A 16,572-nucleotide genomic window follows, 5' to 3' on the forward strand; every position below is an offset into this window, starting at 1 on the left:
CTCGGCCATCAGCACTCACCTCAGAGGAAGCGAACACCACGACATGAGCATGACCCCCGAACAGGCTGCCTGGTTCCAGGGCACCTTCCAGCGCCTCGTCGACAACATCGACAAGGCGGTGCAGGGCAAGAAGGAGATCGTCGGACTGGTGCTCTCGTCGATGCTCGCCGAGGGGCACGTGCTGCTGGAGGATGCTCCTGGCACGGGCAAGACGAGCCTCGCGAAGGCGCTGGCGGCGACGGTGCAGGGCACCAGCACGCGCATCCAGTTCACGCCCGACCTGCTCCCCTCCGACGTGACGGGTGTCACGATCTACGACCAGCAGTCGCACAAGTTCGAGTTCCACAAGGGACCGATCTTCGCGTCGATCGTGCTCGCCGACGAGATCAACCGTGCCTCGCCGAAGACGCAGTCGGCACTGCTCGAGGTCATGGAGGAGTCCCGCGTCACGGTCGACGGCGTCACGCACGAGACCGGCCGTCCGTTCCTCGTGATCGCGACCCAGAACCCGATCGAGCAGGCGGGAACCTACAAGCTCCCCGAGGCTCAGCTCGACCGCTTCTTGATCAAGACCTCGATCGGCTACCCCGACCTCGCGATCACCGAGAGCATCCTCGCCGGTGCCTCGGACCGCAACCCCTCGGCCGGACTGCCGGCGATCATCACGACCAGCGCGGTCGCCGACATGGCCGACCTCGCCGCCTCCGTGCACGTCGAGCCCGCGGTGCTGCGCTATGTCGCCGAACTCGCCGAAGCGACCCGTGGCGACTCCGCGATCCGCCTGGGCGTCTCGGTGCGTGGTGCGATCGCGATGATCCGCATCGCCAAGGTGTGGGCCGCAGCGCACGGACGCCACTTCGTTCTGCCCGACGACATCAAGACGCTCGCCCGCCCCGTGTGGCAGCACCGTCTGCTGCTCGACGCGGAGGCGGAGTTCGCCGGTACCAGCAGTGACGTCGTGATCACGCGCGTGCTCGACGCGGTCGCTGCACCCCAGGCGCGAACGGCGGCCTGATGACCGCGGAGGCTCTTCAGGCGTCGCCGGCGCAGACGGAACGCGACGCCGGATGGCGTGATGTCGCGGCCGTCATCGGCGCGCGCGTCCTGACGCGCCTCCGACTCGTCACGGCCGCGATCCGCCCCCTCGCGTGGGTGCTGATCGGACTGGCGATCGGCTTCTGGATCCTCGGTCAGATCGGCGGATGGTCGGAGTTCACCGTCGCCGCCGTCGTGATCGCGATCACCGTGGCGCTGTGCGCACTGTTCCTGATCGGCCGCACCGCCTACGACGTCTCGCTCGACCTCGCCCGAACCCGGGTCGTGGTGGGGGAGCGTGCGGTCGGTGCGCTCACCCTCGCGAATCGCGGCTCGCGGGCGATCCTGCCCTCCCGCGTCGTGCTGCCGGTCGGCGCCGGTCGAGGAGAGTTCGGCATCCAGCGGCTCGCCGCCGGTGAAGAGGCCGAAGAGCTGTTCGCGATCCCCACGCAGAAGCGCGGCGTCGTGAAGGTCGGACCGGTCAGCGTGGTGCGCGGCGATCCGCTCGGACTCTTCGAACGCGCCCACCGTCGCGATGATCCCGTGGATCTGTACGTGCACCCGCGCACGGTGCTGTTCGACGGCCAATCGCTCGGATACCTGCGCGACCTCGAGGGACTCCCGGCCGCCGACCTCTCTCGCGATGACGTCTCCTTCCACGCACTGTTGGAGTATCAGCCCGGCGACGACCTGCGGCATGTGCACTGGCGCTCGACCGCACGCACCGGCACGATGATGGTGCGCCAGTACGAGGAGACCCGCCGCTCGCACTTCGTGATCGGCCTTTCGCGCTCGGCCGGCGACTACGCCTCCGACGAGGATTTCGAGCTCGCGATCTCGGCTGCCGGTTCGATCGGGCTCCGCGCGATCCGCGACTCGCAGCGCGTCGACATGCGCGTACAGGGCCGCGAGCTGCCCGCCGGCACCGGCAAGCAGCTGCTCGATTCGCTCGCCGCGGTCGAGAACAGCAAGCCGCGCGACGGGGGGATCGCCGAGCTCGCGGGCGTCGTCTCACGCACGATGCCCCTGGCGAGCGTCGTCGTGCTCGTGTGCGGATCGAAGGTGCGCACCGATGATCTGCGTCTCGCCTGCTCCCGCCTGCCGTACGGCGCCCGGGTGCTCGCCGTCGTCACCGACAGCACGGTCACAGCCCCGGCGCTCCGACGCATCGGCGATGCCGACGTGGTGACCATCGGGGCGCTCGCGCAGGTCCCCCTCGCTCTGCAGAAGGTTCTCGCATGACCGCTCCGGCCACCGCGTCCACCGCGCTCCCGTTGCGTCGCTGGATCCTCGATCTCAGCGCGACCGCTGTGCTCGTCGGCGTCGCGCTCGTCGGCTTCTGGCCGACGTTCGCCGGTCCCTCGTTCCTGCCCGCCGCGGTCGGCGGGCTACTGATCGGTCTCGCGATCGCCGCCGTCTGCGCCTGGCGCCGCTGGGGCATCCTGATCACCACCGGTCTCGTGATCGCGGCCTACTTCGTCTTCGGCGGTGCACTCGCGTTGCCGCACACGGCGATCGTCGGCGTCATCCCCTCTCTCGACACGCTGGAGCGCCTCGCCGTCGGTCCCGTCACCGCGTGGAAGCAGCTGCTCACCACCGTGGCTCCGGTCGCGGCCGGTGACGGGCATCTGCTCGTGCCGTTCCTGCTCGCACTCGTCGTCAGCGCGCTGACCGCGTCGCTCGCCCTGAGGCTCACGCAGGTCGCGTGGGCGCTGATCCCCGCGGGCGTGCTGCTCATGCTGGTGATCGCCCTCGGCACGCCCGAACCCGCGTTCCCGATCGCGCAGGGGCTGGTGTTCGCCGTCGTCGGTGTGGCGTGGTTGGCGCTGCGCCAGCTGTGGGCTCCGCAGAACGCGGCGGTGTCGGTCAGCGATGTCGATCCCTCTCGGGCATCGCACATGCGCACCCGGCGTCTGCTGGCGGGCGTCGCTGTGCTCGCCATCGCCGGAGGTGCGGGCGTGGCGACGAGTGCGATCGCCGCTCCCTCGGAGTCGCGCCACGTGTTCCGTGACGTGATCATCCCCCCGTTCAACATCCGCGACTACGCGAGCCCGCTGCAGGCGTTCCGCAAGAACGTGCGCGATGAGGCCGACAAGACGCTCTTCACCGTGCAGGGGCTGCCCAAGGGTGCTCGTGTGCGCACCGCGGTGATGGATCAGTACGACGGCATGGTCTACAACGTCACCGACGGTGGTCCGGCATCGTCGAGCGCCTTCACGCCCCTCCGCTCCGACATGTCGCCGACCGCGAAGGGCCTCCCCGTCACGCTCAAGATAGCGATCGACGCTTACCGGGGCGTCTGGATGCCGACGGCCGGGGCGCTGACCGATATCGAGTTCGACGGGGCACGTGCGGACGAGCTGCGCCGCAGCACCTACGTGAACACCGAGACGGGCACCGCTGTCGCGACCCCGAGCCTGACGAAGGGCGACGAGTACACGGTCGATGCCGTCATGCCCGACGAGTACTCCGACGAGCAGCTCGCCGAGGTCGAGTTCGGCACGGTGTCGATGCCGAAGCAGAGCAACGTGCCCGAGGAGCTCACCTCTCTCGCCGCCGAGACGATCTCCGACGCCGAGACGCCCATCGAGAGCGTCCGGGCTCTGGAGTCCTTCCTCTCCGAGGGCGGATTCTTCAGCCACGGCCTCGAGGGTGAGGTGCTCTCACGCGCCGGCCACACCTCGGAGCGCATCTCCACCCTCATCGGCGGCGACCAGATGGTCGGCGACGACGAACAGTACGCCGTGGCCATGGCGCTGCTCGCCGGCGAGGTCGGCATCCCCGTGCGGGTCGTGCTCGGCTACTACCCCGACGAGGAGCGGGCCGAGGAGCCCGTGTTCGAGGCGACCGGTGACAACGTGCACGCCTGGGTCGAGGTCAACTTCGACGGCATCGGATGGATCCCGTTCAGCCCGACGCCGCCCGAGGATCAGGTTCCGAACAACCAGAACACGAAGCCGCGCGTCGACCCCAAGCCGCAGGTGCTGCAGCCGCCGCCTCCGCCGCAGGAACCGGTCGATCTGCCCCCGACGCTGCCCGATGACCGGGAGTCGGAGGACGAGAACCTCAACCTCGCCGGGATCATCGGCGCGATCCTGCTGATCGGCGGGATCTCGTTCGCCGTGCTCGCGATCCTCGCCTCGCCGTTCATCGTGATCGGGGCGTGGAAGGCCGCCAAGCGACGGGCGCGTCGATCCGCTGCGCGCACGTCGGATCGCATCAGCGGCGGGTGGGACGAGCTCACCGACCGTGCGGTCGACTACGGCGCGCAGATCACCCCCGGCGCGACGCGGAGCGAGGAGGCGGTGGCGGTCGCCAGCAGCCTCACGGTGCCCCAGGTCACCGCGCTCGCGACCCGCGCGGATTCCGAGGTGTTCGGCCCCACGGATCCCACGCCCGACGATGTGGACGCGTTCTGGCGGGAGGTCGACGAGATCGTCGGCGGCCTGGGCAAGGAGGCCGGCTTCTGGAAGCGCACGAAGGCTCGGCTGAGCCTGCGTTCGCTGCTCGGCGGTACTGCTGTCTCGAACGGTCTGCAGAACCTGAAGGATGCCGCGACCGCGCGCGTCCGCCGCGAACCTGGCACGATCAAGAACAACACCGATACGACTCCCCCCGCATCCGAGAGCGAGACCCCATGACACAGCTAGCGTTCGGCCGGGTCGCGCCGATCTCCCGTCGTGCGGTGGCCTACCTCATCGATGCGCTGATCGCGGGCGGCCTCGGGATCGTCCTGGTCGGCGGTCTGGTCGTGGCGGCCACCCTGACCGGTGGCCTGGACGGGATGCTGAGCACCCTCCTCGTTGGCGGACCGATCGTGAGCCTGGTGCTGCTCGGATGGTTCATCGTGTACACGCTGATGCAGGCCGGCAACGGCTCGATCGGCATGCGCGCCCAGGGCCTGCGGCTCGCCTCGGCGGCGGACGGCGCACCGCTCGGCTTCGGACGCGCGCTGCTGCGCAACATCATCTTCGGACTCGCCGGGTCGATCGTGGTCGGCTACTTCAGTCCGCTCTTCGACGGCTCGGGGCGCTTCCAGGGCTGGCACGACAAGGTCGGTGGCGCCCTCGTGCTCGATGCGCGCGCGGCCACCACAGCGAACGCGACGCCGGTGGCGCCCGTCACTCCGGCGAAGCTTCCCTCCGGTCTCGCGACCTCGGCCGGGCCCGCCATCCCCGGTCTGGCTCGACCGAGCGCACCCGCAGGCGGCCCATTCGCCCCGCCCGCGCCGTCGCCGTTCCCCGCACCGGTTGTCGCCCCTGCCCACCCGGCGCCGCCTCTACCGACCACCGCGGCACCGCCGGCTCCGTCGTTCGCACCGCCGGCACCGCCGTTCGCGCAGCCGGCGCCGTCGTTCGCGCAGCCGGCGCAGCCAGCGCCGCCCGCTCCGACGGCCGCGCCGGTCACGCCGGTCGCTGCCGCCGCAGTACCCGCAGCGTTGCCTGCCGCCGATGCTGATGACCTGATCGCATACGTGCCGGGGATCACACAGGATTCCGCCCCCGGGCGAGCGACACCTGCCCCCGATCCGAGTGCGCCCGCGCCGAGCGCGCCGGCCGCGCCCGTACCGCCCGTGCAGGCCGATGCGCCCGCGGCGCCGGCGCCGGCATCCGCCGCGGCGTCGGACGATGACCTCGACATCGAAGACACCCGCATCAGCATCCCCGGCCACCGCCTGGTGTTCACGTGGGATGACGGCACGCGCGTCTCGGTCTCGCGGCGCACCATCTTCGGTCGCAACCCCGGTCCGGAAGACGGTGCCGTGATCATTCCCGTCCGCGATGAGACGCTGTCGCTCTCGAAGACGCATTTCGAGGCCGCGGCCGAGATCTCGGGCGGCTGGGTGCTCGACCGGCACTCGACGAACGGCATGACGATCGTGCGCGAGGGACAGCGCATCGCGTGCCCCGCCGGACAGCGCGTGCCGGTGCGACTGGGCGACGCGATCGAGATCGGCGATCGGATCGTCACGATCGGTGGATACGCATGAGGCCGGGGCTCGTCGTCTCGCCCGGATCGGCGACGCATCCGGGGCTCCGGCGTGCATTGAACGAAGACGCGCATCTGGCCGGTGCCCCCGTGTTCATCGTCGCGGACGGCATGGGCGGGCACGAAGCGGGGGAGCGGGCGAGCGCCGCGGTGATCGCCGAGTTCGCGCGATACATCGGGCGTTCCGCGCTCGAACTCGACGACGTGCGATTCGCCCTGTCGCGGGCGCGTGAGGCCGTCGAGGAGCTCTCCACGTCGGGGAACGGCCGCGCCGGCACCACGCTCAGCGGGGTCGTGATCGCCTCGGTCGACGGCATGGGCTATTGGCTCGCGCTCAACATCGGCGATTCGCGCACGTACCGACTGGCCGATGGGGAGCTCGAGCAGATCAGCGTCGACCATTCGGTGGTGCAGGAGCTGATCGAATCCGGCGAGCTCACCCCGGAGGAGGCCGTCGCGGATCGTCGCCGCAACATCATCACCCGTGCGATCGGGGCGAGCAGCACCGGTGACGCCGACTACTGGATGTTCCCGGCTGAGCTGGGCGACCGCATCCTGGTGTGCTCCGACGGACTCACTTCCGAAGTGCCCGACGACCGCATCCGCGAGGTGCTGCACACGACGCCCGACCCGCAGGCCGCCGCCGACACGCTCGTCGCCGAGGCCGTCGCCGCGGGCGGGCGCGACAACATCACCGTCGTCGTCATCGATGCCGTCTCGGTCGCCTCGCGGCCGGGAACGCTGCTCGAGACGGACGACGATGCGGACATCGACATGGACACGCGTCCGCGAGAAGCAGCAGGAGGGGTTCGCTGATGCAGACGATCTATCGACCGGGGACCTGGTATCTGATCATGATTCCGGGGGCGCTCGTCGCCCTGCCGCCCGATGTCCCGGGCGAGGTCGTCGGACAGCTCTGGGACCGTCTGCCCGCGCAGAAGACCCTCGCGACCGTCGTCGACGTGCTCACGACCCAGGCCGGGGGCTCCTTCACGGCGCTGCCGCCGTTCGTCGCCGCGGTGGCGGAGGGCAGCGATGTGCGCATCGCCCTGCGCGGGGGAGTCGTCGCGCGCGTCACCACGGAGTCGGGGGAGTCCCAGGAGGTCTCCGGCGCGGACGTGACGACCTGGAGCGAACGCTTCGTCGGCGGTGCCCGACGTATCGAGATCACCGTCGAGGAGACCACATCCGGCGCAGCCCTGCCGGCGCAGAGCGGGATCGTGTGCGCGGCTGCGGTGAGTGCCGAGCTCGAGCCCGGCGATGCGGCTCCGCTGACGCAGAGCCTTGGTCCGGTGCCGCGCGTCGACACCGCTGCCGTCGGAGTCTCAGCCGCGGTTCTGAGCAGCGTCGTGCCGGCGCTCGTCGACTTCGGTGCTCCGACAGCGGCCGGTGCGTCCGGTCATGCGTTCTCCGGAGTTGCCCCCGTGCCGATCTCCGCCGTCCCTGTGCTGGATGAGGTGCCGGTGCCGGTGCCAGATGCCGTGCCGGTGGCGGATGCCGTCGCCGACGCGCCGTCCGAGGTCGTCACCGATGCCATCGCCGAGGTGCCGGCAGAAGCAGAACCAGAAGAAGAGCCAGAGGCAGAACCAGAGATCGAGCCGGAGCCGGAACCGCTCCCGGTGATCGACTCCACGCTGAGCGCCGCCGAGCTCACACTCGCGCCTCCGGTCGACGACGACTTCGACCAGCTCTGGGGTGCCACGGTGCATTCGGTGCCGGCCGCTCCCACGGCGCCACCCGCGCCTCCGGCGGCCTTCGCTGGTGACCATGACGGAGCGACCATCTCGGCGGCCGAACTGCGCGCGATGCGTCAGCAGCCTCCGATCGCGAACGATGTCCCGACGGCCGTGCTGCCCGTGACCGACGCGCCGCTCGCCGGTCGCATCCGCGTCTCGACCGGCCAGGTCGTCGCGCTGGATCGCACGGTGATCATCGGACGTCGTCCTCGCTCCACGCGGGCGAGCGGGGCGAACCTTCCCCACCTCGTGGCCGTCGAGAGCCCGCAGCAGGACATCTCGCGCAGTCACCTCGAGGTGCGTCCCGAGGGTGACACGGTCGTCGTGATCGACCTGCACACCACGAACGGATCGACCCTGCTGCGCCCGGGCGCCGACCCCATGCGGCTGCATCCGGGGGAGCAGACCCTCGTGCTCTCGGGCGACGTGGTCGACCTCGGCGACGGCGTCACCGTCGCCTTCGAGGATCTGCCGTGAGTCGTCGTCCCTCTCCTCCTCCTGAATTGCCCGGCTTCACGTATGTGGAGCCGCTCGGTACCGGTGGATTCGCCGATGTCTTCCTCTACGAGCAGGAGATGCCGCGGCGGCGCGTCGCGGTGAAGGTGCTGCTCGCCGATCGCATCTCGAGCGGCGCCGCACAGGAGTTCACCGACGAGGCGAACGTGATGGCGATGCTCTCGACGCATCCCGCGATCGTCACGATCTATCAGGCGGGCGTGGCCGGTGACGGACGCCCGTATCTGGTGATGGAGTACTGCCCGCGGCCGAATCTTCAGCTGCGCGCGCGCAAGGAGCCCTTCTCCGTGGCCGAGGCGCTGCGTGTCGGCGTGCAGGTCGCGGGCGCGGTCGAGACCGCTCACCGGGCCGGCGTGCTGCACCGCGACATCAAGCCGGCCAACATCCTGGTCACCGAATACAACCGTCCGGCGCTCACCGACTTCGGCATCGCATCGACGACCGGTGCCACGGGTGAGGCATCCGGCATGTCGATCCCGTGGTCGCCGCCGGAGTCTTTCGCCGAACCGCCGCAGAGCGGCCCGCGCACCGACGTCTGGGCGCTCGGCGCCACGCTCTACACACTGCTGGCCGGGCGCTCGCCGTTCGAGCGGCCGGGAGAGCGCAACTCCAGCGCCGACCTGATCGAGCGCATCGAGCGGGCCGCGCTCCAGCCCATCAACCGCCCGGACTCGCCCGCCAGCCTGCAACGCGTGCTCGACCGTGCCATGGCGAAGAATCCGAACGACAGGTTCCCGAGTGCCGTCGCCTTCGCCCGCGCGCTGCAGAAGGTGCAGATCGAGCTGTCGCATTCCGTGACGCCGATCGACATCGTCGACGAGCACCCCGCACCGGAGGAACTCGAGGACGACGGCGACGGTCTGACCCGGGTGCGCGAGATCGTCAGCATCGATCCGGATGCCGCCTCCTTCACCCGCCCGTCCGCTGCGACGCAGCCGCGGGGACCGCAGTGGGAACCCAGCGAGATGCCGCGCTTCGATGCGCCGGTCGCTGCCGCGTCGACCGTCGGATCAGCCGTCGAGGCGACGCAGATCCGTCCGCCCCGCCCCGCGCCGACTCCCGATGCGGACGAGCGGACCATCCTGCGCGCCCCGATGGTGGTCGCTCCGGATGCGGCGGTGCCGACCTCGGCGACCGGCCCGACTGCCCCGCCCGCTCCGGGCGTCGTCACGCCGCCCCCGCCGTCGACCCCCGATGTCTCGGCGTCGGGGCCCCGCAGCCGCAAGGGTCTGTGGATCACCCTGATCGCGGCCGCCGTGGTGCTGATCGTCGGCGGGATCTTCGGTCTCAACGCGCTGGTCGCCGGACTCGAGCCCGCCCCGAATCCGGAGGCCACCGAGCAGACGATCGATCCGCAGGATCCGCTGTCGGAAGCCGTGCCGAAGGTCACCGAGCTCGCCGCGACCCGCAGTGGCGATCAGGTCACGTTCACCTGGACGAACCCGAGTCCGCTCGAGGGCGACACCTATCTGTGGACGAATCTCGACCCGTCCGGAGACGGTGCCGTGACACAGGTGCCCGACGAGAAGGCGACGCTGACGGCAGCCGGACAGGTGTGCATCGAGGTCATGCTGCGCCGCGACGACGGGCGCGCCTCCGACATCGTCAAGGGGTGCGCCGAATGAGCGATGCTGCCGGAGTCACGGTCGAGTTCGCGGGCGAGTACTTCCCGATCACCGCGGGAGGACGCTTCATCGTCGGACGCGAGGGCGACCTCGAACTCGACGACAACCTGTTCCTGCACCGGCATTTCTTGGAGATCACCGATGCCGACGGCCTGTGGTGGCTGTCGAACGTGGGAACCCGGCTCACCGCCACCGTCACGGATTCCGCCGGGGGCGTGCAGGCATGGCTCGCGCCGGGGGCACGTCTCCCGCTCGTGTTCGAGACCACGACCGTCGTCTTCAGTGCGGGACCGACGACCTACGAGCTGACCCTGCATGCGGCCGAACCGACGTTCCGTGCGACCAAGCGCGAGCATGACGACGGCGGAGCATCGACGATCGGCGACATGCCGCTCACCCTCAGCCAGCGTCTGCTGATCCTGGCGCTGGCCGAGCCGCAGCTGCGCCGAGACGGGACCGGCATGAGCGAGATCCCGACATCGGCGAAGGCGGCCGAACGTCTGGGCTGGACGGTCACCCGCTTCAACCGCAAGCTCGACAACGTCTGCGACAAGTTCGATCGCATCGGCGTCCCCGGGATGCGCGGGGGACAGCGCAGCTTCGCCACCAACCGACGCGCTCGTCTCGTCGAACACGTGATCGCCTCGCGGCTGGTCACGCGGGATGATCTTCCGCTCCTCGACCAGGCGCACGCCGATGAGGTCGAAGGAGAGCAGGAGTGATCTGGGAGATCGACGATCACGCTCCTGAGATCGAGGGACTCGACGCGAACGGCCGGCCGGATCCGGCGTACGCGGAATCGCTCGGACTGAAGCCCGCGGGTCGAGGGGCCCGGGTCGGAGCCGCTCTGCTGGAGTGGCTCCTCGCCGTGCTGATCGCGCTGCCGGCGCTGATCGCGGTGACCCCGGTGCTGGTCGGGATGGTCTCCGAGGGTCTCGACATCGAGGCGTTCTTCGATCGCGCGGATCTGGTGTGGCTCATCGTCGCGGCCGCCGTCTCCCAGGGATTGATGACCGCGTACGTGATCGTGCAGCTCGTGCTCCACGGGCGCAAGGGCGTCACGCTCGGCAAGGCCGTGTGCGGCATCCGCTCCGTCAACGTGCGCACCCTCGAGCGGCCCGGATTCTGGCGCGGAGCGGTAGTGCGCTATCTGGTCGCCCTCGCGTCGTTGCTGATCCCGCTCATCGGACCGCTTCTGGTGATCGCCCTTTCTCCGTTGTTCGACATCGAGAAGCGCGGACGCGGCTGGCTCGACCTGACCGCAGGCACGTGGTTCGTCGACGTGCGCGGCGGTCTCAACCCCTACGACCAGAAGCGGATGCGGATCGCCCGCAAGCGCGTCAAGACGCCGGAGCACGCGGAGAAGGCATCGCTGCCGTCGCTCGCCACGCCGATCGATCGCGATGCACCGGCGGAGTACGTGCCGAGCGCACGTCTTTCCGGCGGCGTGATCGGAGCGCACCGCGCCGGCGCGACGCCCGCCCCCGCGGCGACCGAGGCACCGGCAGCGAGGCCCGTGGTCTCATCCGTGCCGCCGTCGCTCGCGACCGGGGCGGCGGTACCGGCCGTGTCGAGCTTCGCCCCTCCGGCCGCACCGGCTCCCGTCCCGCCGTCTGCTCCCGGGGGTGCCCCTGCTCCCGCCGCCTCGTTCGCACCGCCGATCGTGCAGGAGCCGCTCGCCCCGGCACCCGTTCCCGCGCCTGCCGCTGCCGCACCCGCCGCCCCACAGCCGGCACCGCCCGCGGCTCCTGCGGCATCGCCCGGCACGCGCGCGCTCCTCGTCCTCGATTCCGGCGAGCGCATCGAGGTGCGCGGAACGACCCTGTTCGGACGCGCGCCCGGCGCTGCGGCCGGAGAGGGTGAGGCGCAGCTGGTGCGCGTCAGCGATGACACGAGGTCGGTCTCCAAGACCCACCTCGCGGTCATGCCGGCTCGACGCGGCGTGTTCGCCGTCGATCGTGCCTCGACCAACGGCAGCGCGATCATCCGCGACGGTGCTGAGACGGCGCTCGTGGCGGGTCATCCCGTCGAGCTGCAGATCGGCGACACCGTGCGCTTCGGCGACCGGACGTTGACGGTGGAATGGGTATGACCGCACACCATGAGACGCGCCACCGGCGCGGTGAGGATGCACGATGAGAGTCAAGCTGACGCTGCGTCGACCCGCGGCGCCCCTGACCGATGTGGTCGTGACGGCGGACTCGACGGCGACGATCGCCGACGTGGCGCGTCAGATCGCCTCGACCGATCCGCTGCGCAGCATCGTGGCGGGGCCTGCTGACGTTCTCACGCTCTCCGTCGCACCGCCCACGAGCGATCAGGCGACGATGCTCAGCCCCGACCTGCTGGTGGGAGACGCGCCGCTGGGGTCCGGCTTCCTCGCGGAGGTCGTGAACGTCGGGCCCAACCGGGCATCGGTGGCGAACATCGGCGCCCGCCCCGCCGCCCTGCTCAGCGTGGTCTCCGGCCCGGCATCCGGTCAGGAGTTCCCGCTGCCGATCGGCCATTTCCTGATCGGTCGGGATGCGTCCAACGACATCGCCATCTCCGATCCGCTCGTGTCGAAGCGTCACGCCCGCATCGAGGTCGCATCGACCTTCGTCGAGTTGGTCGACCTGAACTCCGCCAACGGCATCCTCGTCGACGGAGGACTCGTGCAGCGCCTGCGCGTGATCCCCGGTCAGCGGTTCACGCTCGGAGACTGCGAGTTCGTGGTGCATCTGGTGAGCGACTTCGACGGCTCGGCCGCGGGCGACCCGGTGCTCGAGCGCGGCGGTGCCCTCATGTTCAACCGCAGTCCTCGCGTCGAGGAGCGGTTCACGGGGGAGGAGCTCGACGAGCCGCGCTACCCCCGCGATCAGGTGCAGCGGCTCTTCCCGTGGCCGATGCTGGTGGCCCCGATCCTGCTCGGGCTCGCGATCTTCGCGATGAGCGAGAACCCGCGATCGCTGCTCATCGTCTTCATGTCGCCGCTGATGATGTTCGGGAACTTCATCTCGCAGAAGACCAATCTCGGCCAACGTCTGCGCAAGGAGGAGGAGTCGTTCGAGGAGCAGTTCGAGCGGCTGGAGGAGAAGCTCTATCACGCGCATCCGCAGGAGCGCGAGGTGCGTCACAACGAGGTGCCCGCCGTGGCGGTCGTGTTCGATGAGGCGATGCGGCTCGGACCGCTGTTGTGGACGCGCCGCCCCGAGCACTGGAACTTCCTCTCGCTGCGCCTCGGGGTGTGCGAAGACGAGTCGCGCACCCGGATCAAGCGGTCCGAGACCCCGGAGGCTCTCGTCGAGTACGTCGAACGCGTCGACCGGCTCGAAGAGCGTTACAAGATGATCCCCGATGTCCCGATCCTCGAATCGCTGCAGAGCGTCGGATCGATCGGCGTCGCCGGGCCCACCTCGCTCGCGAGCGATGCCCTGCGCGGGATCGCGGTGCAGCTCTTCGGCATGCACTCGCCCAACGAGCTCGTCACGGTCGCGCTCACCGAACCGGGCTGGGCGAACGAGCTCGACTGGCTCAAATGGCTCCCGCACACCTCCAGCGAACGCAGTCCGTTCAAGGATGTCTCGCTCGCCGACTCCGCCTCCACCGGGGCTGCGCTGTTGAGCGGTCTCGAGGAGATCGTGCTGCGCCGGTCGCGCGAGGCGAAGTCGCAGCGTCCGCCCTACGGCGAGGACTGGGACCCGATGCTCTTCGGCACCGACGTGAAGCGGGCCGCCGAGGATGCGACCTTCCCCGGGCAGACCGCGATCGTCGTGATCGTCACGAATGACGCGCCGGTGGACCGTGCCCGGCTGACCCAGATCCTGGAGCGCGGCGCTGACGTCGGTGTGTACGGACTGTTCGTCGCTCCGGTCGTGGCCGCCCTCCCCGCGGCCTGCCGCACCTTCGTCGACGTGAGCGCCGGCCTCGACCACGCCACGGTGGGCACGGTCCGCAGCGGCGTGGGCTACAGCGACGTCCAGGTCGAGGGCGTGTCGCACGCCTACATGACGATGCTCGCCAAGCGTCTCGCGCCGGTCGTCGACTCCAGCACGGTCATCGAGGACTCCTCCGACATCCCGAACTCGGTCAGTTTCCTGTCGCTCATCGGCACCGAGGTGGCCGAGGACGCGAACTCGGTGATCGATCGCTGGCGTCAGAACAACACGATCATCGACCGTTCGGGCGCACCGCAGTCGCGTCTCAAGAAGGCCGGCAACCTGCGGGCGATCATCGGGCAGTCGCAGACGGATGCGATGACGCTCGACCTGCGCACGCAGGGGCCGCACGCCCTGGTCGGCGGCACGACGGGCGCGGGAAAGAGCGAGTTCCTGCAGGCGTGGGTGCTCGGCATGGCCGCGGCCCACAGCCCCGACCGCGTGACGTTCCTCTTCGTCGACTACAAGGGCGGCTCCGCGTTCGCGGACTGCGTCGACCTGCCCCACACGGTCGGGCTGGTGACCGATCTGAGCCCGCACCTGGTGCGGCGAGCGCTCACCAGCCTGCGCGCTGAACTGCATCACCGCGAGCACCTGTTCAACCGCAAGAAGGCCAAGGATCTCCTCGAGCTCGAGAAGCGCCGCGACCCCGAGACGCCGCCTGCCCTGGTGCTGGTGATCGACGAGTTCGCCGCTCTCGCCGGCGAGGTACCGGAGTTCGTCGACGGTGTGGTCGACATCGCCCAGCGTGGTCGCTCCCTCGGCATCCACCTGATCATGGCGACGCAGCGTCCGGCGGGCGTCATCAAGGACAACCTCCGCGCCAACACGAACCTGCGCGTCGCGCTGCGTATGGCCGACGAATCGGACTCGAAGGACGTCGTGGACGACCCCGTGGCGGCATCCTTCCCGCCCTCGCTCCCCGGACGTGGCATCGCCAAGACCGGGCCGGGTCGCCTCGTGCCGTTCCAATCGGCCTATGCCGGCGGATGGACGAGCGACGAAGCGCAGGTCGCCGAGGTGCGGGTGGCGGAGCTGCGGTTCGGATCGATCCAGACCTGGGAGGCCGAGCAGGCGCCCGAATCCGACTCGCACGACGAGGATCTCGGTCCCAACGACCAGAAGCGGATCGTCGCGACCCTCGTCGACGCCGCAGCCCAGGCGGCCATCCCGGCGCCGCGGCGACCGTGGCTCGACGATCTGGAACGCGCGGTCGACATCCGTGATCTGCCGGTGCACGGTGATGGGCGCATCCTGCTCGGCAAGATGGACGTGCCCGAGCGCCAGTTGCAGGAGCCGGCGTACTTCCACCCCGACAAGGACGGTTCGATCCTCGTCTATGGCACCAGCGGCTCGGGCAAGTCGACGGTGCTGCGCACCCTCGCGATCGCCGCAGGCTTCGACGGGGTCCGCTCGAACGCCGAGGTCTACGGCCTCGACTTCGGTTCCGGTTCGCTCAAGAGCCTCGAGGTGCTGCCGCACGTCGGCTCGGTCATCTCCGGCGATGATGCGGAGCGTGTGCAGCGCATCCTGCGTTCACTCGCCCGTGTGCTCGACGACCGCGGCAAGCGGTTCAGTGCGGCGAACGCGTCGAGTCTCACCGAGTACCGCGAGATCACCGGCAGGGCCGAGTCGCGCATCCTGCTGCTCATCGACGGCTTCCCGCAGTTCCGTGGTGAGTGGGAGTCGACGACGGCGCGGATGCCGTTCTACCAGACCTTCATGCGCATCCTCGGCGAGGGACGCCCGCTCGGGGTGCACGTCATCGCGAGTGCCGACCGCTCCGGTTCCGTGCCCACCGCGGTGAGCGCGAACGTGTCGCGCCGCGTCGTGCTGCGACTGGCCGACGAGTCGGGCTACGCGATGTTGAACGCGCCGAAGGATGTGCTCGACGAGCGCTCCGCCCCGGGCAGGGCGATCGTCGACGGTCTCGAGACGCAGATCGCGACGCTCGGCGGCACGCCCAACGTCGCCGAGCAGACCAAGCTGCTCGATCAACTCGCGGCGGAGCTCCGTGCCGGCGGCGCACGGGAGGTGGCCGAGATCGGCGCCCTGCCCACGCGCCTCTCGTCGCGCGACCTGCCCGACCGGATCGGCGAGTACCCGGTGCTCGGCGTCGCGGAAGACACCCTGGCTCCGCGCGAGTTCGACCCCGTCGGCACGTTCGTGGTGGCGGGTCCGCCGCAGTCGGGCAAGACGACCGCGCTCAAGGGCATCATCACCTCGGTGCGCCGGCTCGACCCCGAGGTCAAGCTGTTCCACTTCGGTGGGCGCCGCGCGCAGCTCAAGGGCTATGTCGACTGGACGCGGAGCGCCGTCACGCCCGAGGAGGCCAAGGAGCTCGCGAAGGAGATCGCCGAGATCGCCGTCGACGAGGCGGTGCCGGTGCGCATGCTCATCGTCGTGGAGGATGTGCCGCAGTTCGCCGACGGCCCCGCCGAGCGTGAGATGAAGGCTCTCTTCCAGGCGATCAACCGCAGCGACCACCTGTTGGTGGGCGATGCCGACGTCACCCAGGTGACGAGCGGCTTCGGCTTCATCGGCGACTTCAAGGCCGGACGCAAGGGCATCATCCTCAAGCCGGACGCCTTCGACGGCGACGCCATCTTCAAGGTCCCGTTCCCGAAGGTCAAGCGCACCGACTTCCCCGACGGCCGAGGGATCTTCGTGCAGGCGGGCCGCCAGGTCACGGTGCAGCTGCCACTCATCGAAGGAGACACATGGACACCCGTCCGCTGAGCGCGAGTGCGCCTC

Annotated in this window: 10 protein-coding genes; all 10 read left to right on the plus strand. The window is 70.0% G+C overall.

What is annotated here, in order from left to right:
• The first annotated feature begins 43 nt into the window (after positions 1–43).
• The 10 genes from P0Y60_04145 to P0Y60_04190 are packed head-to-tail and all read left to right on the plus strand — an operon-like array spanning position 44 to position 16,557.
• The gene (locus P0Y60_04145; protein ID WEK61957.1) at positions 44–1,015 is read left to right on the plus strand and encodes a MoxR family ATPase; all 972 of its coding nucleotides are present in this window, start codon (positions 44–46) and stop codon (positions 1,013–1,015) included.
• A complete protein-coding gene (locus P0Y60_04150; protein ID WEK61958.1) occupies positions 1,015–2,277 on the plus strand; it encodes a DUF58 domain-containing protein in 1,263 nt (420 codons plus the stop codon). Before P0Y60_04145 ends, P0Y60_04150 begins: the two co-directional genes overlap by 1 nt.
• Positions 2,274–4,676 (plus strand): transglutaminaseTgpA domain-containing protein, encoded by a 2,403-nt coding sequence (locus tag P0Y60_04155; GenBank protein ID WEK61959.1) that lies wholly within the window; start codon positions 2,274–2,276, stop codon positions 4,674–4,676. Before P0Y60_04150 ends, P0Y60_04155 begins: the two co-directional genes overlap by 4 nt.
• A complete protein-coding gene (locus P0Y60_04160) occupies positions 4,673–6,025 on the plus strand; it encodes an RDD family protein (protein ID WEK61960.1) in 1,353 nt (450 codons plus the stop codon). The genes P0Y60_04155 and P0Y60_04160 overlap by 4 nt, the downstream gene beginning before the upstream one ends.
• Positions 6,022–6,840 carry a protein phosphatase 2C domain-containing protein gene (locus P0Y60_04165; GenBank protein WEK61961.1) on the plus strand — a complete coding sequence of 273 codons (819 nt, stop codon included), beginning with the start codon at positions 6,022–6,024 and terminating at the stop codon, positions 6,838–6,840. Before P0Y60_04160 ends, P0Y60_04165 begins: the two co-directional genes overlap by 4 nt.
• A complete protein-coding gene (locus tag P0Y60_04170; protein ID WEK61962.1) occupies positions 6,840–8,237 on the plus strand; it encodes an FHA domain-containing protein in 1,398 nt (465 codons plus the stop codon). Before P0Y60_04165 ends, P0Y60_04170 begins: the two co-directional genes overlap by 1 nt.
• Positions 8,234–9,901: a protein kinase gene (locus tag P0Y60_04175; GenBank protein WEK61963.1), complete on the plus strand. Its 1,668-nt coding sequence runs from the start codon at positions 8,234–8,236 to the stop codon at positions 9,899–9,901. Before P0Y60_04170 ends, P0Y60_04175 begins: the two co-directional genes overlap by 4 nt.
• Positions 9,898–10,623: a hypothetical protein gene (locus P0Y60_04180; protein ID WEK61964.1), complete on the plus strand. Its 726-nt coding sequence runs from the start codon at positions 9,898–9,900 to the stop codon at positions 10,621–10,623. The genes P0Y60_04175 and P0Y60_04180 overlap by 4 nt, the downstream gene beginning before the upstream one ends.
• Complete coding sequence (locus P0Y60_04185; GenBank protein ID WEK61965.1) at positions 10,620–11,993, plus strand: RDD family protein; 1,374 nt, start codon at positions 10,620–10,622, stop codon at positions 11,991–11,993. The genes P0Y60_04180 and P0Y60_04185 overlap by 4 nt, the downstream gene beginning before the upstream one ends.
• Before the next feature lie 43 nt (positions 11,994–12,036).
• Positions 12,037–16,557 carry an FtsK/SpoIIIE domain-containing protein gene (locus P0Y60_04190; protein WEK61966.1) on the plus strand — a complete coding sequence of 1,507 codons (4,521 nt, stop codon included), beginning with the start codon at positions 12,037–12,039 and terminating at the stop codon, positions 16,555–16,557.
• Positions 16,558–16,572: the final 15 nt, after the last annotated feature.

The sequence above is a fragment of the Candidatus Microbacterium colombiense genome (assembly GCA_029203165.1).
Lineage (GTDB): Bacteria > Actinomycetota > Actinomycetes > Actinomycetales > Microbacteriaceae > Microbacterium > Microbacterium colombiense.